This window comes from Acidovorax sp. ACV02 (assembly GCF_014851475.1).
Taxonomy (GTDB): Bacteria; Pseudomonadota; Gammaproteobacteria; order Burkholderiales; family Burkholderiaceae_C; genus Acidovorax; species Acidovorax delafieldii.
The window spans coordinates 719,594-737,256 of sequence record NZ_JACUZU010000001.1; the positions used below are offsets into that span (position 1 = coordinate 719,594).

The window sequence follows — 17,663 nt, forward strand, 5'->3', positions numbered from 1 at the left end:
ATGCTGAGCCGCACCGCCGACCATCTGTTCTGGATGTCTCGCTACACCGAGCGGGCTGAAAACGCCGCCGAAAGCGGGGTTTCACCACAACACAGCCAGCGTGCGCAGCACGCGCGGGGTTCTCTGCCCGGGGAGGAAAAATGCTAAGTCGCACTGCCGATCATCTGTTCTGGATGTCCCGATATACAGAGCGGGCAGAGAACACAGCAAGAATGCTCAATGTGAGCTACGAGACCTCCCTGTTGCCCCAGGCTGCCGATGTGGCGCAAAAAGGCTGGGAGGGCCTGCTGTCCATCAGCGAGCTGATCCCTGCCTACACCGCCAAGCATGGTGAAGTGACGCCCGCCAACGTGCTGGAGTTCATGGTGCACGACGGCAACAACCCGTCGTCCATCCTGTCGTGCCTGCGCGCCGCGCGCGAGAACGCGCGGGCCGTGCGCGGTGCGCTCACCACCGAGGTGTGGGAGACGCAGAACCAGACCTGGCTGGAACTGCACCGGCAACTGGAAGGCGGCGCGTTTGAGCGCGACCCAGGCCAGTTCTTTGAATGGGTGAAGTACCGCTCGCACCTCTCACGCGGCGTGGTGCTGGGCACCATGCTGCAGGACGAGGCGTTTCACTTCTTGCGCATGGGCACCTTCCTGGAGCGCGCGGACAACACCGCGCGCCTGCTGGATGTGAAGTTCCACGCGGTCAAGAACGACTTTTTTGGCCGCCCCAGTGACCGCAACCAGGAAAGCGACTTCTACCACTGGAGCGCCATCTTGCGCAGCGTGTCGGCGTTCGAGGTGTACCGCAAGGTCTACCGCGACGTGATCACGCCGGGCCGCGTGGCCGACCTGCTGATCCTGAGCCGCGATATGCCGCGTTCGCTGCACGCGTGCCTGCGCGAAGTGGTGGACAACCTGGCGGTGCTGGCCAACGGGCAGTCTGCCGAGACCAGCCGCAGGGCAGGGCGCCTGCTGGCCGACCTGCAGTACGGCCGCATCGACGAGATCCTGGCGACCGGGCTGCACGCGTTCCTCACGCAGTTCCTGGACCGGGTGAACGACCTGGGTGGCGGCATCAGCCGCGATTTTCTGGTGACGTCCGGCGATTGAAAACCAGCAGGGCGGCGCCATGCCAGGCCAGCCCCGCTGCGTAGGGAAGGAGCGGTGCCCAGGGAGAGCCCAGCCAGGCCCTTGCCTGGGGGCTGCTGAACCACGCTAACCAGGCGGGCAGGGTTGCACCCCATGGTGCGTGCAGGTGGGCCTGCAGTAGGCCACAGGCGGTAAGCCCCAGGCCCACCAGCGTGCCCACCGCGATGCCGTAGGCGACTGGCAGCTTGCGGTGGCCCGCCATCGCCATGAAAGCCGCACTGAAGAACACCCCCAGAAACACGGTGGCCAGCCAGGCCACCGGCCACCAGCCTGCATCACCGGCTCCAGACCGAGCCACCAGCAGCGCGTTGAAACCACCCATGGCGCCCAGCGCCAGCAGCGGTACCAGAAAGTTGCGATACCGCGCGCTCAGCTGTGCCGAATGCGCCGCCTGATTGGGCGTTGTTGCGGTATGGCTGCGCGCATCGCTGGTCATTCTTGCGCGTTGCGCCGCTGGTCCCGCAGCATGAAGAGGTAGAGGCTTTCGACCTTCTCGCGCGCCCAGGGGGTCTTGCGCAGGAACTTGAGGCTGGAGCCCACGCTGGGGTCGATCTGGAAGCAGCGGATGGGAATCTGCCGCCCCAGCTCATCCCAGCCAAAGTAGTGGGCCAGGCCCACCACCATGGCTTCGAGTGTCACGCCGTGCAGGGGGTTGCGCGGCTGGGTGGGCTTGTTGGCCGGTGGGGCGGGTGGCGGGGTCTCTGGAGTGCTCATGGCTCCAAGCATACAGACTGGGAGCGTGAACACGCCCTGAGGGAAATCCTGTCGTTTGCATCGGGCGTTAACCCCACCACCGCCACCATAGAACCGGCTCAGGGGACGTCAGGCTTTGCGCTGCAGATGGGCCTCGCGCTGGAACAGCTCGGCCGCCCAGTCCACAAACGCGCGCACCTTGGCGCTCAGGTGGCGATTGGGCGGGTACACCACATACACAGGCAGCAGGGGTTGGGTCCAGTCGGGCAGCAGCTGCACCAGGGCTCCGCTGGCGAGGTAGCGCTGGGCTTGCCAGCTGGTGATCTGGCCAATGCCCAGGCCCGCCACGATGGAGGTGACGTAGGCGTTGGCCTCGTTCACGCTCAGCTGGTAGGGGCCGGTGATGTCGATGGACTCATCACCCCGGCGAAACTCCAGCGGATAGTGCCGCCCGCTTTGAGGCGAGAAGTAGATCACGCTGGCATGTTTCTCCTCGATCTCCAGCGGGTGCGTGGGTGTGCCCTTGCGCTCCAGGTAGGCGGGTGCGGCGACGGTGATGAACTCCAGGTTGCCAATGCGGCGCGCCACCAGTGACTGGTCGCTCAGCTCGCCCCCCCGGATCACGCAGTCCACGTTGTCCCCGATCAGATCCACCGTGCGGTCGCTCACACCCAGGTCCACCTGGATGTCCGGGTAGCGGGCATGGAACTCCGCCAGTTGCGGAATGATGAGCAACTGGGCCACCGACGTGCCCACGTCGATGCGCAGCCGCCCGCGCGGGTTGGCGCGCGCGTTGGTCATGCTGGCCTCGATGTCGTCCAGGTCGGTCAGCAGCCGCACCGTGCGGTCGTAATAGGCCGCGCCATCGGGTGTCACGGTCACGCGGCGGGTGGTGCGGTTGAGCAGCTTCACGCGCAGCCGCTCCTCCAGCGCCTGCACATGCTTGGTCACCGTGGCTTTGGGCAGGCTCAGCGAATCCGCTGCCCGGGTAAACGTGCCGGCCTCCACCACCCGCACGAATATGCGCATGGCCTGTATCTGGTCCATGGCTTCTCCTTGAGTCATCAGCACCCAGATTGGGTGCTGAGGAATTCTCACACGGGCGCCCCGGTTTGATTGTTGAGCTTTTGGAAACAGTGCGGTGGTGTTTGACCTGTTTATCAGAAAGGCCCAACCCACTACATTTCATCCATCGTCAACCGACCTTCCACCTATCCACCTACCTACTGGGTACCTGCCATGCAGCCCGACCGCCCGTCTTCATCCTCTTTGCCCACGCAGCCCGCTGCGGCGCCCGCCAAGGCGTCCGGGGTGGCTGCGTCCGTCTGCACCGATTCCACCATTGAGGTGGCCCAGGGGCAGGACGTGGAAGTGCGCATGTACGGCCGCAAGAAGACCGGTCAGGCGTCACCGGTGGTCGTGCACTTCCATGGCGGGGCCTTCATGTCGGGCGATCTGGACAACGGCTGCACGGTGGCTTCTCTGCTGGAGAGTGCCGGGGCCGTGGTGGTGTCGGTCGCGTATCCGCTCACGCCCTTTCCACAGCCGGTGGACACGGGTTACGGTGTGCTCAAGTGGGTGCACAAGCACCGCACCAAGCTCGGCGGGCAGGGCGCCGCCGTGTACCTGGCGGGCGAAGAGGCCGGTGGCAACCTGGCGGCGGCCGTGGCACTGATGGCGCGTGACCAGTCTCACCCCCCGCTGGCCGGGCAGATCCTGCTGTCGCCCATGCTGGACCCCTGTGTGGGCACCGCGTCGCTGCGCGAGGCCACGGGGGATTCCACGGGCTGCAAGTGGACCGAGGGCTGGCGCAACTTTCTGCGCTGCCCGCGCGATGCCGAGCACCCCTATGCGGTGCCTGCCGGTGCGCAGCGCCTGGCGGGGCTGCCCCCCACGCTGATCCTGGTGGGCGACACCGACCCCATGCACGACGAGGCGCTGGCCTACGCGGCCCGGCTGGAGGCTGCCGGCCTGCCGGTCACGCGTCACGTGTTCTCCAAGAACCCGCAATGGCCCGATGCCCTGCTGCAGACCGGCCCGCACGAATGTCCGTGTGCGGCGGGTGCGCAGGAGCAGTTCCGGCAGTTCTTTGCCTCCACGCGAAGTCCGGTGCCGTCCTGACGACGGCCCCTGACACCTTCTCACACCCCTGACAGCCGCTGACCTCCACCCGGGTGGAGGCAGAGAAACGCGGGCTCGGCGCGAGCCCCATTTCCTTTTTGCATCTTGATTTCCGGCCTGGCGTGCCGGAGGGGAAACGCTTGCCCGGCGTTGCCCGCTCCGCATGTCCTAGAGCCCACGTTAGCCATTCAAACGACACGGAGGAAAGAACTCACCATGCATGCACCCCTGATCCCGTTGGCCTGCGGCCGCTGTCACAGCGCACCTGCCCGCACCGTCTTTTGACGGTGGCACGCAGGCCGCCCCGGTGTTTGTCGCCGGGGTATTGACCTTTCCACCGTGTCATTGCCGAGACTTCATTTCGCGCCTATTGCATTGACACCTGCCGAGCGCAGCCCACAGGCGCCAGCGCACGGCAGACAAGTTTCACAGCGTGCTCCACAAGGGCACAACTACTGATCGAAAGTGACCATGAACTTCCCATCCTTCTCCAAGTTCTCCCAGCGCCGCCCCCTGGGTCTGGCCACCCTTGCCACGGCCGTGACGGCCACCGTGGCGGCTGCTGTTCTGGTGTTTCAGGCACCCGTGGCGCAGGCGGATAGCGCCCCCGCAGCACCGCCCGCTATGCCGGTGTCGGTGGCTGCCGTGCTGCAAAAAGACATCGCCCTGTGGGACGAGTTTTCCGGCCGGCTCGAAGCCGTGCAGCGCGTGGACGTGCGCCCGCGCGTCTCGGGCGCCGTGCAGGCCGTGCACTTTCGCGAAGGCTCGCTGGTCAAGCAGGGCGACCTGCTGGTCACGGTGGACCCAGCCCCCTACGCTGTGGAGGTGGACCGCGCCGAAGCCCAGGTGGTCGCTGCGCAGGCCCGCCTGTCGTACACCCGCAGCGAACTGGAGCGCGCCACACGCCTGCTCGAAGAAAAAGCCATTGCCCAGCGCGAGCATGACGAGCGCCTGAACGCCCAGCGCGAGGCCGATGCCAACCTGCGCGCCGCCCAGGCCGCGCTGCAGACCGCGAAGCTGAACCTGGGCTACACCCAGGTGCGCGCACCGGTGGCGGGCCGTGTGGGCCGCATCGAAGTCACCGTGGGCAACCTGGTGGCGGCCGGCGCGGGCGCCCCCGTGCTGACCACGCTGGTGTCCGTGAGCCCCATCTACGCGAGCTTCGACACAGATGAGCAGATCGTGGTGAAGGCCCTGGCCGACCTGCAAAGCGGCCAGCGCGGCAACAGCGCCCGCCAGCTCATCGAGCGCATCCCTGTCCAGATGGGCACGGGCACCACGGGTGGCACGCCGCACGCCGGTCGCCTGCAGCTCATTGACAACCAGGTGGATGCCAAGAGCGGCACCGTGCGCGTGCGCGCCGTGTTCGACAACGAAGACGGCTCGCTCATCCCCGGCCAGTTCGCTCGCATCCGCATGGGCCAGGCCCGTAACACCCAGGCGCTGCTCATCAACGAGCGTGCCGTGGGTACCGACCAGAACAAGAAGTTCGTGATGGTGGTGGGCGAGGGCAACAAGGCCGAGTACCGCGAGGTCACCCTGGGCGCGCCGATTGACGGCCTGCGCGTGGTCACCTCGGGCCTCAAGGCGGGCGAGAGCATCGTCGTCAACGGCCTGCAGCGCGTGCGCCCCGGCGCCGTGGTGGCGCCACAGCCTGTGCCCATGACCGCCAAGGCCGAGATTGCGGGTGATCGCAAGGAAGCCAAGAACGCCGCCAAGTCGCCAGCCGCCTGAGCGCGCTGGACACCAGGAATTTGCATCCATGAACCTGTCCCGCTTTTTCATCGACCGCCCCATCTTTGCCGGGGTGCTGTCGGTGCTCATCTTCCTCGGGGGGCTCATCGCATTGCGCGGTCTGCCCATCTCTGAATACCCTGAAGTCGCGCCGCCCTCCGTGGTGGTGCGCGCACAGTACCCGGGCGCCAACCCCAAAGTGATCGCCGAGACCGTGGCCACGCCGCTGGAGGAGTCCATCAACGGCGTGGAAGGCATGCTTTACATGGGCAGCCAGGCCACCACCGACGGCGTGATGACGCTGACGGTGACCTTTGCCCTCGGCACCGACCCCGACAAGGCCCAGCAGCTGGTGCAAAACCGCGTCTCGCAGGCCGAGCCGCGCCTGCCCGAGGAAGTGCGCCGCCTGGGCGTCACCACCGTCAAGAGCGCGCCGGACCTGACCATGGTGGTCCACCTGGTCTCGCCCAACAACCGCTACGACATCGACTACCTGCGCAACTACGCCGTGCTCAATGTGAAGGACCGCCTTGCGCGCATCCAGGGCGTGGGCCAGGTGCAGATCTTTGGCGGCGGCGACTACTCCATGCGTGTGTGGCTCGACCCGCAAAAGGTCGCGCAGCGCGGCCTCTCGGCCAGCGACGTGGTGGCCGCCATCCGCGGCCAGAACGTGCAAGCCGCTGCAGGTGTGGTGGGCGCATCGCCCGGCCTGCCTGGCGTGGACTTGCAGCTGTCCATCAACGCGCAGGGCCGCCTGCAGACCGAAGAAGAGTTCGGCGACATCATCGTCAAGACCGGTGCCGACGGCGCGGTGACGCGCCTGCGCGACATCGCCCGCCTGGAGCTGGGCGCGGCCGACTATTCGCTGCGCTCGCTGCTCAACAACGACCCTGCCGTGGGCATGGGCGTGTTCCAGGCGCCGGGCTCCAACGCGCTCGACATCTCGGCCAACGTGCGCAAGACCATGGACGAGATCCAGAAGAACATGCCCGAAGGCGTGGAGTACCGGATCGCGTACGACCCCACGCAGTTCGTGCGTGCGTCGATCAAGTCCGTGATCCACACGCTGCTCGAAGCCATCGCCCTCGTGGTGCTGGTGGTGATTTTGTTCCTGCAGACCTGGCGCGCGTCCATCATCCCGCTGCTGGCTGTGCCGGTGTCGGTGGTGGGTACGTTTGCCGTGCTGCACCTGCTGGGCTTCTCGATCAACGCGCTCTCCCTGTTCGGGCTGGTGTTGGCCATCGGCATCGTGGTGGACGATGCCATCGTGGTGGTGGAGAACGTCGAGCGCAACATCGAGGCGGGCCTGACCCCGCGCGAGGCTACTTACCGCGCCATGCGCGAAGTCTCCGGCCCCATCATTGCCATCGCACTGGTGCTGGTGGCAGTGTTCGTGCCACTGGCTTTCATCAGCGGGCTCACGGGCCAGTTCTATCGCCAGTTTGCGGTGACGATCGCGATCTCCACGGTGATCTCGGCGATCAACTCGCTGACCCTGTCGCCCGCGCTGTCAGCAATGCTGCTCAAGGGCCACGACGAGCCCAAGGACGCGCTTACGCGCGGCATGGACAAGGTGTTCGGCGGCCTGTTCCGCGGCTTCAACCGCCTGTTCCATCGCGGCTCCGAGGCCTACAGCGGCGGTGTCAAGCGCGTCATCGGCCGCAAGGCGCTGATGTTCGTGATCTATCTCGCGCTGGTAGGCGCCACAGTCGGCCTGTTCAAGATCGTGCCCGGCGGCTTCGTGCCCGCGCAGGACAAGCAGTATCTGATCGGTTTTGCGCAGCTGCCCGACGGCGCCACGCTGGACCGCACCGAGAACGTGATCCGCCGCATGGGCGAGATCATGAAGGAGAATCCGAACGTTGAAGACGCGATTGCCTTCCCCGGCCTGTCGATCAATGGCTTCACCAACAGCTCCAACTCCGGCATCGTGTTCGCCACGCTCAAGCCCTTTGCCGAGCGCACCCGTGCCGACCAGAGCGGCGGTGCGGTGGCAGGCCAGCTGAACCAGGCGTTTGGCAGCATCCAGGACGCGTTCATCGCCATGTTCCCGCCACCCCCGGTGGCGGGACTGGGCACCACGGGCGGCTTCAAGCTGCAGATCGAGGACCGTGCCTCGCTGGGCTATGAAGCCATGGACAACGCGGTGAAGGCCTTCATGGCCAAGGCCTACCAGACGCCCGAGCTGGCGGGGTTGTTCACCAGCTGGCAGGTCAACGTGCCGCAGCTGTACGCCAACATCGACCGCACCAAGGCACGCCAGCTCGGTGTGCCCGTGACGGACATCTTCGACACGCTGCAGATCTACCTGGGCAGCCTGTACGCCAACGACTTCAACCAGTTCGGCCGTACCTACAGCGTGCGTGTGCAGGCCGATGCGGCCTACCGGGCACGGGCCGAGGACGTGGGCCTGCTCAAGGTGCGTTCCAGCACCGGCGAGATGGTGCCGCTGTCGGCGCTGATGAAGATGGAGCCCAGCTTCGGCCCCGAGCGCGCCATGCGCTACAACGGCTACCTGGCGGCCGATGTGAACGGCGGCTCCGCGCCTGGTTATTCATCGGGCCAGGCACAGGCGGCCATCGAGCGCATCGCCAAGGAGACTCTGCCCCAGGGCATCACGTTTGAGTGGACCGAACTGACCTACCAGGAAATCCTGGCCGGCAACTCCGCCGTGCTGGTGTTCCCGCTGGCCATCCTGCTGGTGTTCCTGGTGCTGGCCGCGCAGTACGAGAGCCTGACGCTGCCCATCGCCATCATCCTGATCGTGCCCATGGGCCTGCTGGCCGCGATGACTGGGGTGTGGCTGAGCAAGGGCGACAACAACGTGTTCACGCAGATCGGGCTCATCGTGCTGGTGGGGTTGTCGGCCAAGAACGCGATCCTGATCGTGGAGTTTGCGCGCGAGCTGGAGTTTGCCGGACGCACGCCCATACAGGCCGCCATCGAGGCCAGCCGCCTGCGGCTGCGCCCCATCCTGATGACCTCGCTGGCCTTCGTGATGGGTGTGTTGCCCCTGGTGCTCTCCACCGGAGCGGGTGCGGAGATGCGCAGCGCCATGGGTGTGGCGGTGTTCGCCGGGATGATTGGTGTGACGGCCTTCGGCCTGTTCCTCACGCCCGTGTTCTACGTGCTGCTGCGCAAGCTGGCTGGCAACCGCCCGCTGGTGGAGCATGGCGCGCATGTGGCGCCTATCTCGCACAACACTGGCACTGGTGGCACCGCGCACCCCGTGCTGGCTGCGCCACGCAAGGAGCACGAATGATGCCCTTGACCACGGTGACAACAACGACCTTTGTGGCCCTAGATGCGCGCTCCACGGTGCACCCGCTGCCGACTGCAACGGGTGCATCGAGCGGGGCAGGAGACCAACCATGACCGATTTGCTATTGAAGAAAAACTCCACCGACGGTGCCCTTGCAGCGCGCAAGCGCAGCCTGCTGGCGCCCCTGGCCGCCGCCCTGGTGCTGGCCGGTTGCATGACGCAGCCCGTGGCCCCCGCGCCGCATGCGGGTGTGCCCGTGCCCGCCAGCTTCACCGCAGGGGGCGGCGCGCTGCCCACGGCCCCCTGGACGGTGGCCGCCCCCGCCGAGGCACAGCCCCGCGGCGAGTGGTGGCTGGGCTTTCAAGACCCAGTGCTGGCCGACTTGGTGCAACGCGCGGGCCAGGCCAACACCAGTATCCAGCAGGCCGCTGCGCGGCTGGCCGAGGCGCGCTCGCTGCTGCGCTCTGCCGATGCCGCGCGCTCGGTGCAAGTGGGCGCCTCGGCCGGTGTGACGCGCCAGGCAGGCGCTGCCACCACGGGCAGCGCAGCACCTGCCACGCTGGGCACGGCGGGGCTCAATGCATCGTACGAGCTGGACCTGTTCGGCCGCCTCTCGCAAACCAGTGACGCCGCGCGGCTGGACGCCGACACGCGCGAAGCTTTGCTGCAGAGCACGCGCCTCATGGTGCAAGCCGATGTGGCGCAAACCTATCTGCAGCTGCGCGCCGTGCAGGCCGAGCAGGTGCTGGTGCAAGAGAGCCTGGCCGCGTACCAGGACACGCTGCGCCTGACGCAGCGCCGCCTGCAGGCGGGCGACGTGGCAGAGCTGGACGTGGCCCGTGTGCAGACCGAAGTGGCCGCCACCGAGTCCGATGCCCTGGCCTTGCAGCGCCAGCAGGCCCTGCTGACCAACGCGCTGGCCGTGCTGGCCGGCGAGGTGGCCAGCGGCTTTGTGCTGCCGCCCGCGACGGGCGACGCCGCGCTGCCGGTGATCCCGCCGGGCGTGCCCGGCACGGTGCTGGCGCGCCGGCCCGATGTGTCGGCCGCGCAAACTGCCGTGCTGGCCGCGCAAGCGCGCGTGGGCGTGGCGCAGAAGGCGTGGTTCCCGGCGGTCACGCTCACGGGCAATGCGGGGCATGCGTCGCCCGAGCTGGGTGACCTGTTCAAGTGGTCGGCCCGTGCCTGGGGCGTGAGTGCGCTGCTGTCGCTGCCGATCTTTGACGGCGGCCAGCGCGATGCGCAGATCGAGGGCGCCAAGGCCCGCCTGGAGGCTGCGCTGGCGGACCACCGGGGGCAGGTCCTCAACGCGTTTCGTGACGTGGAGGATCAGCTGACCTCGCTGCGTCTGCTGTCTGGCCAGGCTGAGGCGCAAGGGCGTGCGGTGACTGCGGCGCGGCGGGCCACGCAGTTGTCGGATGTGCGGTATCGCAATGGCTTGGTGAGTCAGCTGGAGTTGCTGGACGCGCGGCGCAGTGAGTTGCGCAATCGGCGGCAGGAGCTGCAGGTGCGGACGGCGCAGTATGTGGCGACGGTGGGGTTGATTCGGGCGCTTGGAGGCGGGTGGGGGGATCAGCCTGTGGTGAAGGTGGCGGCTGCGCCGCAGTAGTTTTTGAGCGGTTTAGGCTGCTTGCGCTAGTGAAACATGCCTAGGTAGCTATTGATTTTGTAGTGTCTGGTTGTTGTGCTGGTTGGGCCGTACGCCTGGCTTGAGTGCGGAGGCCGGGAGTCGCCCGGCGAGCGAGTAACTTTCTTTTGCTTCGCCAAAAGAAAGTCACCAAAGAAAAGGCGACCCCCAGTCTGCGACCCCTTCGCAACGCGAAGGGGCAAACCTGCGGCGGGGCGGCTGTGGGGTGCGCCGTGGAACTCACTGCGCTGCGTTGCAGCTTCGTTCAGACATCCACGGCGAGTCAGTGCACGAGGCATGGGCGCTCCGACGCCCATGCTCACCCCGCAACCGCCCCGCCGCAGGCGCAGCCAGCAGGGGGTGGACAGCCGAACATCCAAACAACCGAACAGCCGGACATCCATTCGGGCCATTGCTGCGCTCGGCCCAGGCTGCGCAGCGCGTGGCGCTTGCGCCCGCGATTCGGGGCCGAGCGCAGCGATGGCCCGTGTGGATGTTCAGCTCCCCGTGCCCCTGTGGATGCGCCGAGGAGCGCAGGGTTTGGCGGATCAGGGCTCGCGTGTGTCTGAGCGACGCCCAGCGGCGCGAGTTGAGCGAGACCCCGCCACACCCGAGCACCGCAGGTTGCCCCGTAGCGTCAGCGCAGGGGACGCAGACAGCGGGGTCGCCTTTCTTTTGGGTACTTTTCTTTGGCGAAGCAAAGAAAAGTACCTCGCCTGCCGGGCGACTCCCGGCCTCCGCCCTCAACCCAGGCACGTGGCCCCATCAGCACAACAACCAGACACTACAAAATCAATAGCTACCGCCGCATATCCCACTAGCGCCTGCGGCCAAAAAGGCTCAAAAACCTCAAATCACCCCTTCAGCCACCCCCGCAACCTCCCCACCCCTTCCTCCAACCTCCCCAGATCCTGACTCGCAAAACACCACCGCAACCACCCCGCAGCCTCCCCCCCAAACGCACTGCCCGGCGCCAACCCCAGCCCCGCCTCCCGTACCAGCCGCTTGGCCAATGGCAAACACTCGTCATGCCCGTCGATGTGGAAGAACGCATACATGCCCCCACGTGGCGTGGCCACCGACACTCCCGGCACCTCGGCCAGCAGCGGCACCAGCGTGTCGCGGCAGTTGCGTAGATGGTTCACCAGCGCGGGCGTTACCTCCTCCGTGCGCTGCAGCGCCACCGTGGCTCCGCGCTGCACAAACACCGGTGCGCACGAGGTGTTGAACTCGATCAGCTTGCCCACCGCCTGGGTGAGTGAAGGCGGCAACACCAGCCACCCAAGGCGCCAGCCGGTCATCAAAAAGCTCTTGGAAAAGCTGTGCGTCACGATCAGCCGGTCCTCGGGCTCAGCCACGTCCAGAAAGCTGGGGGCCGCGCCATTGGCCGTGTCGCCCGCGTAGTACAGCCGCTCGTACACCTCGTCCGCCAGAATCCACGTGCCGGTGCGGCGGCAGTGCGCCAGGATGGTGGCTTGCTCCTCGCGCGTCAGCGTCCAGCCCGTGGGGTTGTTGGGTGCGTTGACGACCAGCAGGCGCGTGCCGCGTGTGATGGCGGCCATCAGCGCGTCCATGTCCAGCCGCCACGCGCCGTCTGCATCCGCTACCAGCGGCACAGTGCGCACCTGGGCCCCCAGAATGCGCGGCTGCGCCACCAGGTTGGGCCACACGGGCGTCACCAGCACCACTTCGTCGCCCGCGTCCACCAGGGTCTGCACGGCCACCATCAGGCCGTTCACACCGCCGGACGTCACTGCGATGCGGTCGAACCACGCATCGGTGTGCTGCTGCGGGTGCAGGCCGTGCATGTAGCCCGCAATCGCGTGGCGCAGTTCGGGCAGGCCCAGGTTGTGGGCATAAAAGGTCTCGCCCTTTTGCAGCGACGCAATGGCCGCGTCGCGGATGAAATCGGGCGTTACTTCGTCGCTCTCGCCGAACCAGAACTTCAGCACATCGCTGCGCCCCAGGCCTTCGTTGGCCACTTCGCGGATGCGCGACTCTTCGAGGCTTTGGACTACTTCTCGCATGCAATCTCCTTGAAATACACAGCCATCATCGCAGGCGTATAGTCGTTTTTTTGATTTTTTTGGCTGACCCCAACGCTCATGACCTATCCCAACACCCAGCTCTTCATCGCAGGCCAGTGGCAAGACGCCGCCGAAGGCAAGACCCTTGCCGTGTTCAACCCCGCAACGGGCAAAGAAATTGGCCGCGTGGCCCACGCCACCAAGGTCGACCTGGACCGCGCGCTGGACGCCGCACAAAAGGGCTTTGAAGCCTGGCGCGACATGCCCGCCGCCGAGCGCGCCAAGACCATGCGCCGCGCAGCGGCCCTGATGCGCGAGCGCGCCGAATCAATAGCCGCCATCATGGTGCAAGAGCAGGGCAAGCCCCTGGCCGAGGCCAAGGTTGAGACCATGGCTTCCGCCGACATCATCGAATGGTTTGCCGACGAATCGCTGCGTGTGTACGGCCGCATCGTGCCCTCGCGCAATCTCAAGGCCACGCAGATGGTGCTGAAGGACCCGGTGGGCCCCGTGGCCGCGTTCACGCCCTGGAACTTCCCCATCAACCAGGTCGTGCGCAAGCTGGCCGCCGCGCTCGGTGCAGGCTGCTCGATTCTGGTGAAGGCGCCTGAGGAAACCCCCGCCAGCCCCGCCGAGCTGATCCGCGCGTTTGCCGATGCTGGTGTGCCCGCTGGCACCGTGGGCCTGGTCTATGGCGACCCGGCTGAAATCTCCAGCTACCTGATCCCGCACCCCATCATCCGCAAGGTCACGTTCACGGGTTCCACGCCCGTGGGCAAGCAGCTGGCCGCGCTGGCGGGCAAGCACATGAAGCGCGTTACCATGGAGCTGGGCGGCCACGCTCCGGTCATCGTGGCCGAAGACGCCGACCTCGAACTCGCCATCAAGATCGGCAGCGGGGCCAAGTTCCGCAACGCAGGCCAGGTCTGCATCTCGCCCACCCGCTATCTGGTGCACGAGAGCATCCGTGCCGATTTCGTGGCTGCCTTCGCCAAGTACGCGCAGGGCCTGAAGGTGGGCGATGGCCTCACGGCCGGCACGCAGATGGGCCCGCTGGCCAACCCGCGCCGCATTACCGCCATGGCCGATTTGCTGGCCGATGCAGTGCAGCAGGGCGCCAAGGTGCTGGCCGGTGGCGAGCGCATCGGCACCGAAGGCAACTTCTTCCAGCCCACCGTGCTGAACGACGTGCCCCTGTCGGCCCGCATCGTGAACGAAGAACCCTTTGGCCCCGTGGCTGCGATTCGTGGGTTTGAAAAGATCGAAGACGCCATTGCCGAAGCCAACCGCCTGCCGTTTGGTCTGGCCGGTTATGCCTTCACTTCGTCGCTGAAGAACGCTCATTTGCTGGCGCAGCGCCTGGAAGTGGGCATGCTCTGGATCAACCAGGCCGCCGCACCTGCAGCCGAGCTGCCGTTTGGTGGCCTGAAGGATTCGGGCTACGGCTCCGAGGGTGGCCCGGAGGCCATCGAGGCGCACCTGAACACGCGTCTGGTGTCGATCATGAACGTGTGAAGGCGACCATCGCGCTTTTTGAACAGGTTCTCAGCGCGGTAGTCACAGGCCCCCGGTGCCATGGCATCGGGGGCCTTTCTGCTTTCTGAAGACTGCGCTGGGGCGGCGCAATGGTGCCGCGCTGGCACACGGCATGGGTAGCGGTGTGCCAGCGCGCACTGCTTTCAGGAGAGCCTAGCCCATGTTCTCCACGCGCTACCTTGCCCTCATCTTGGCCCCAGCCTGCGTATGCCCCACCTGGGCTGGCATGGACAAGGAAGGCTCCAGCCAGCGGCCTGGACTGTTCTGTGCCTGGCTGTCCCCGGACGATGGCCCGGTGTGGGCGCATTTTGAGAACCCCGCGCACCATGCCGCAACTGGTGCGGCACTGCCATACCGGCGCGCCGGTGTTTGCGCTGCAGGCAGGCACCCGCTACCAGTGCAAGGCAGCATCACCACAGAAGTCCGCCGGCCAGGAAGAACCCTACACCGCAGGGCTGACCATGCAAGCAGCCGAGGCTTCCAATCGCCCGATTCCACTCCAACCCTTCGGGCAAGTACTTGTGCAACTCCAAAAAGACTTTGACCAGGTTCTTAGTGTCGGAGGGGTGTGACGGCTGGTGCGTGTCGCTCTGGGGCCTGACGGGCGGGCTGCGGCAGCTGGGGCGGTTTGGCGGGCGTCGAGATGCCTGGTGCGTTTCGTGCGCACCGTACAGTGTTTGCAATGGGGCGCTGATGGCCGGACGCTGGCCAGAGCGCGCCGTGATTCAAAGCACCTGTGTGGTGACCCGTCGCTGGTGCCTGACACCTGTCGACACCGTGTGGGTGACTTCGGCCCGGTCGATATACAAGCCACTCAAATCGTCGAAAACCACGTGCCTGCTGGCGGTTTTGCCCGAGACTGAAAGCGCGCAAAACGCCAGCTAGGGCTGTTGCATACCGGCTATCGCGGTATCTACTCATGGATGGCATGAACACCAGATGCCTAGAGCACCTGGTTGCAATCGTATGCCCGGGAGGTCACACCAAAAGAGATTTTGAGTGCTGACTATTTATTCAGCAAGGCTGTGAGCGAGTGATTTTGCAAGAAAAGGTGCTGTGGAGTATTTTCCAGTGTCTACTGAAAAATAGCGGCCATGTCGTGTGATGCCATAGTCTGATCGGCGATGAAGCGTGGATTTCGGATCCGAGAGCAAACCCTGGCCAGCAGCAAAAACCCAGCCACCTTCCAGATAAATGTATTCGGCTTGTTCGCGAACCTGTGCTGCCCACGGCAACAATGACTCCAGATTTTGGAAGATGGAATCCTTCAGTGCCTGCGAATCGGAAACGGCCGACTCTTTGATATCCGGTGGCAAGACGTCTGAACTATCTACCCGCAAACCATCGGGATACCAAGAGAGATAAAAATCACGTCCATTGTAATTTTTGATGTCTCCGAAAGGCCCCGTGGCAATAACGGCACAAGGTGTGTTTACTGTTGCTCGTGTGCGTACGAATAGCGACTGGCGGTATCGATTCGACCAAGTCCCCGTCGGTTCTATTCCAGCGGTCTGGTCTATCGCCATGCGGCCCTGCCAGAGCGAGTTAATCACATAGTCATAAGGGCCAAACGTGCCTTCAGATGTTTCTATGCTCCAGGTACCTTCGGCGCTGTCTCCCGTGGGGTGGGCTGCTGTAATACGGACCCCCATCAAAGGCTCAATGAGTTTTTCTTCCGCCAAAGCGGATATAAATTTTTCGGCCACCCAATTGGTCTCTACAGAGCGCTCTGGAGCGCGAAACCCCGCAACAATGTCTGGAGAAGATGTCAAGTTGGCAAGTTGGGAGGAGTTCAGTCGCTGAACCCTGCAATCGGATACATCAGCTAAATACCGTTTTGTATCGGGATGCGCTCGCACCCGTTCAACAACTTTCTCCATGTACGTCATCATTTCTGATGCCGATGTTACTGAATCGCGATGGCACAAATACAGGTCGTCTTCGCTTGTGATGGCTGGAGCAAGTGAAGTGCCGACCAATTCTTCGATCAGAGGGCGAAAATTGAGCCCTCCAGGAATGACATGGCTTGCGGTGCGTAAAGATGGATCCGCACTGTAGATAAATCCCAGATGGATCTTTCCTTCGTTCCATCGACTTGCCGCACTGAAAGGATGTTTCTCTTTGTCAAATATGGATACGTGAAATCCTTTGCGGGCGAGAAAGATCGCGGTGGAGCAGCCCATTATCCCTGCTCCGAGTACCGCAATGCGTAACGGTTTTTTCATGTTTGTTTAATTCCAGTTATTCACATATGACGCGGGATCATATTTCTCACTGGCCATTACCAAGAGTACAGAGTCCGATGCAACGTATGTCTGGCGGCACCACACTCCACTGCCTAGGAGCAGGCCTGGCCCTGAAGGTATCAGCGCGGTATTTACTTCTTCTGGCCCTGTTCTTAGCACGAGTTCGATTTTCCCTTGAAGGCAGATCAATAGTTGCTGCCCCGTTCGGTGGCCGTGCTCGCCGCGTATGGCTCCGGCGGGTACGTTTGTTACCGTGAATACCCGGCGAGGCCGGAAAGGAAGATCGTCGAAATCGATTGACAGTAAATTGCCGCGTTCATCAGCATGAACGGGAAGATCAATCAGGCGGGCGCGCCCCTCAAACCAAGAGTGATGCGAAAAGTCAGCGCTGGTATTTATGATTTCCCTCACTTTCTAAGTCTGGCTTGTGTTGGAGGAGCCATCTCGCCATCGGACCGGTCAAGGTGAGTTTCTGTTCGCTAGTTAGGTCTGAGATCCAGATTTCTCGCATTATTGCGGCATGAACCTCAAAAAATTGCCGTTGAGAGAATTTCCAGCTTCGAGAAAGGCTGTCAGGTTTGTAGTACTTGTAGCATAGGGTTTCTGGTATTCGTGCGAACTCACCGAGCAGGCTCATGTGAAACAACCATGGCCAGTCTGCCGAAAATTCGCCCGCCCGGTGGGACTTGAGTCCCTGAATTCGACGTGCAGGCTCCAAGCGAAATAGACCTCGATTGGGCACCCACCATTTGTTGTCTCCCCGCATCATGATGAACCCTCTCTGTACGGGGTCGTGCACGCCTTCAATCTCTTCAAATATCCACTGCTCTTGAGATTCGTCGGTGTTAGTCAAGAGAACGTCGGAATAGCTCAATACAACTTCTGGCCGGCTGTCAAGTATGTTGACCAGCTTCTCGATATAAGCTGAATTTAATATATCATCGTGAAATGCAAACAAAACATAATCTGAGTTGGCTTGGTTGAGTAAAAAATTGCAATTGCCTACATACCCCAGCCGTTCCTGCTGTCGTATCACCCTGAAGCGTGGGTCATTGTGGGCATGGGCTGCACAGATTTCATAGGTCGAGTCATCGCATTTGTCCACTGAGATAATGATCTCAAGAGGGGCATAGGTTTGGGCCGACAGACAGTCAAGAGTCGCCTGAATAAAGCCTGCGGATTGCCATGCGGGAACCAGTGCGGTGACCTTCGATGGCTTTTTATGGGAGTCCATATGATTGAGAAAGTGATTTTTATTGCCAGCGCAGCAGGAGCCGGAAG

At 64.0% G+C, this 17,663-nt stretch carries 15 protein-coding genes; 8 read left to right on the forward strand and 7 right to left on the reverse strand.

Annotation, left to right across the window (positions count from 1 at the left end):
- Together IB236_RS24585 and IB236_RS03370 are read left to right on the forward strand one after the other, a co-directional pair.
- The gene (locus IB236_RS24585; RefSeq protein ID WP_082564882.1) at positions 1-147 is read left to right on the forward strand and encodes an alpha-E domain-containing protein; all 147 of its coding nucleotides are present in this window, start codon (positions 1-3) and stop codon (positions 145-147) included.
- Positions 141-1,100, forward strand: a complete 960-nt coding sequence (locus IB236_RS03370) for an alpha-E domain-containing protein (protein ID WP_055400923.1) — start codon at positions 141-143, stop codon at positions 1,098-1,100. Before IB236_RS24585 ends, IB236_RS03370 begins: the two co-directional genes overlap by 7 nt.
- On the opposite strand, the gene IB236_RS03375 is transcribed toward IB236_RS03370, so the two are convergent.
- The 3 genes from IB236_RS03375 to IB236_RS03385 form a co-directional block, all read right to left on the reverse strand.
- Complete coding sequence (locus IB236_RS03375) at positions 1,066-1,575, reverse strand: hypothetical protein (protein ID WP_192418792.1); 510 nt, start codon at positions 1,573-1,575, stop codon at positions 1,066-1,068. The genes IB236_RS03370 and IB236_RS03375 overlap by 35 nt on opposite strands.
- Positions 1,572-1,853, reverse strand: a complete 282-nt coding sequence (locus tag IB236_RS03380) for a VF530 family DNA-binding protein (RefSeq protein WP_192418794.1) — start codon at positions 1,851-1,853, stop codon at positions 1,572-1,574. Before IB236_RS03380 ends, IB236_RS03375 begins: the two co-directional genes overlap by 4 nt.
- A 108-nt stretch (positions 1,854-1,961) precedes the next feature.
- Positions 1,962-2,879: a LysR family transcriptional regulator gene (locus IB236_RS03385; RefSeq protein WP_056061756.1), complete on the reverse strand. Its 918-nt coding sequence runs from the start codon at positions 2,877-2,879 to the stop codon at positions 1,962-1,964.
- Between the two features lie 192 nt (positions 2,880-3,071).
- Between IB236_RS03385 and IB236_RS03390 the strand changes: the two genes are divergently transcribed.
- The 4 genes from IB236_RS03390 (at position 3,072) to IB236_RS03405 (ending at position 10,555) form a co-directional block, all read left to right on the forward strand.
- On the forward strand, positions 3,072-3,953 hold the full coding sequence (locus tag IB236_RS03390; protein WP_192418796.1) for an alpha/beta hydrolase: 882 nt from the start codon (positions 3,072-3,074) through the stop codon (positions 3,951-3,953).
- Between the two features lie 471 nt (positions 3,954-4,424).
- Entirely contained in the window at positions 4,425-5,687 is a 1,263-nt protein-coding gene (locus IB236_RS03395) for an efflux RND transporter periplasmic adaptor subunit (RefSeq protein WP_192418797.1), read from the forward strand.
- 28 nt (positions 5,688-5,715) lie between these two features.
- Positions 5,716-8,949 (forward strand): efflux RND transporter permease subunit, encoded by a 3,234-nt coding sequence (locus tag IB236_RS03400; protein WP_192418798.1) that lies wholly within the window; start codon positions 5,716-5,718, stop codon positions 8,947-8,949.
- Positions 8,950-9,058: 109 nt separating this feature from the next.
- Positions 9,059-10,555: an efflux transporter outer membrane subunit gene (locus IB236_RS03405; RefSeq protein ID WP_192418799.1), complete on the forward strand. Its 1,497-nt coding sequence runs from the start codon at positions 9,059-9,061 to the stop codon at positions 10,553-10,555.
- An 872-nt stretch (positions 10,556-11,427) separates the two neighbouring features.
- Here IB236_RS03405 and IB236_RS03410 read toward each other — a convergent pair.
- A complete protein-coding gene (locus IB236_RS03410) occupies positions 11,428-12,600 on the reverse strand; it encodes a pyridoxal phosphate-dependent aminotransferase (RefSeq protein ID WP_192418800.1) in 1,173 nt (390 codons plus the stop codon).
- A gap of 78 nt (positions 12,601-12,678) precedes the next feature.
- Here IB236_RS03410 and IB236_RS03415 point away from each other — a divergent pair, with 78 nt between their 5' ends.
- A complete protein-coding gene (locus IB236_RS03415; protein ID WP_192418801.1) occupies positions 12,679-14,115 on the forward strand; it encodes an NAD-dependent succinate-semialdehyde dehydrogenase in 1,437 nt (478 codons plus the stop codon).
- Positions 14,116-14,462: 347 nt separating this feature from the next.
- Positions 14,463-14,708 carry a hypothetical protein gene (locus IB236_RS03420; protein ID WP_192418802.1) on the forward strand — a complete coding sequence of 82 codons (246 nt, stop codon included), beginning with the start codon at positions 14,463-14,465 and terminating at the stop codon, positions 14,706-14,708.
- 438 nt (positions 14,709-15,146) lie between these two features.
- Here IB236_RS03420 and IB236_RS03425 read toward each other — a convergent pair whose 3' ends face one another.
- From IB236_RS03425 to IB236_RS03435, 3 genes are read right to left on the reverse strand one after another with little or no spacing between them, the layout of a single operon-like run.
- The gene (locus tag IB236_RS03425; protein ID WP_192418803.1) at positions 15,147-16,361 is read right to left on the reverse strand and encodes an FAD-binding oxidoreductase; all 1,215 of its coding nucleotides are present in this window, start codon (positions 16,359-16,361) and stop codon (positions 15,147-15,149) included.
- Positions 16,362-16,367: 6 nt separating this feature from the next.
- Positions 16,368-16,793 carry an FdtA/QdtA family cupin domain-containing protein gene (locus tag IB236_RS24590; RefSeq protein ID WP_192418804.1) on the reverse strand — a complete coding sequence of 142 codons (426 nt, stop codon included), beginning with the start codon at positions 16,791-16,793 and terminating at the stop codon, positions 16,368-16,370.
- The gene (locus IB236_RS03435) at positions 16,765-17,616 is read right to left on the reverse strand and encodes a glycosyltransferase family A protein (protein ID WP_192418805.1); all 852 of its coding nucleotides are present in this window, start codon (positions 17,614-17,616) and stop codon (positions 16,765-16,767) included. The genes IB236_RS24590 and IB236_RS03435 overlap by 29 nt, the downstream gene beginning before the upstream one ends.
- Positions 17,617-17,663 lie beyond the last annotated feature (47 nt).

Excerpts from the sequence above, each read along its gene's own strand:
- IB236_RS03420 (WP_192418802.1), top strand. The coding sequence starts at position 14,463 with ATGCCGCAACTGGTGCGGCACTGCCATACCGGCGCGCCGGTGTTTGCG.
- IB236_RS03405 (WP_192418799.1), top strand. The coding sequence starts at position 9,059 with ATGACCGATTTGCTATTGAAGAAAAACTCCACCGACGGTGCCCTTGCA.
- IB236_RS03390 (WP_192418796.1), top strand. The coding sequence starts at position 3,072 with ATGCAGCCCGACCGCCCGTCTTCATCCTCTTTGCCCACGCAGCCCGCT.
- IB236_RS03400 (WP_192418798.1), top strand. The coding sequence starts at position 5,716 with ATGAACCTGTCCCGCTTTTTCATCGACCGCCCCATCTTTGCCGGGGTG.
- IB236_RS03410 (WP_192418800.1), bottom strand. The coding sequence starts at position 12,600 with ATGCGAGAAGTAGTCCAAAGCCTCGAAGAGTCGCGCATCCGCGAAGTG.
- IB236_RS24585 (WP_082564882.1), top strand. The coding sequence starts at position 1 with ATGCTGAGCCGCACCGCCGACCATCTGTTCTGGATGTCTCGCTACACC.
- IB236_RS03375 (WP_192418792.1), bottom strand. The coding sequence starts at position 1,575 with ATGACCAGCGATGCGCGCAGCCATACCGCAACAACGCCCAATCAGGCG.
- IB236_RS03435 (WP_192418805.1), bottom strand. The coding sequence starts at position 17,616 with ATGGACTCCCATAAAAAGCCATCGAAGGTCACCGCACTGGTTCCCGCA.
- IB236_RS03385 (WP_056061756.1), bottom strand. The coding sequence starts at position 2,879 with ATGGACCAGATACAGGCCATGCGCATATTCGTGCGGGTGGTGGAGGCC.
- IB236_RS03395 (WP_192418797.1), top strand. The coding sequence starts at position 4,425 with ATGAACTTCCCATCCTTCTCCAAGTTCTCCCAGCGCCGCCCCCTGGGT.
- IB236_RS03425 (WP_192418803.1), bottom strand. The coding sequence starts at position 16,361 with ATGAAAAAACCGTTACGCATTGCGGTACTCGGAGCAGGGATAATGGGC.
- IB236_RS03370 (WP_055400923.1), top strand. The coding sequence starts at position 141 with ATGCTAAGTCGCACTGCCGATCATCTGTTCTGGATGTCCCGATATACA.
- IB236_RS03380 (WP_192418794.1), bottom strand. The coding sequence starts at position 1,853 with ATGAGCACTCCAGAGACCCCGCCACCCGCCCCACCGGCCAACAAGCCC.
- IB236_RS03415 (WP_192418801.1), top strand. The coding sequence starts at position 12,679 with ATGACCTATCCCAACACCCAGCTCTTCATCGCAGGCCAGTGGCAAGAC.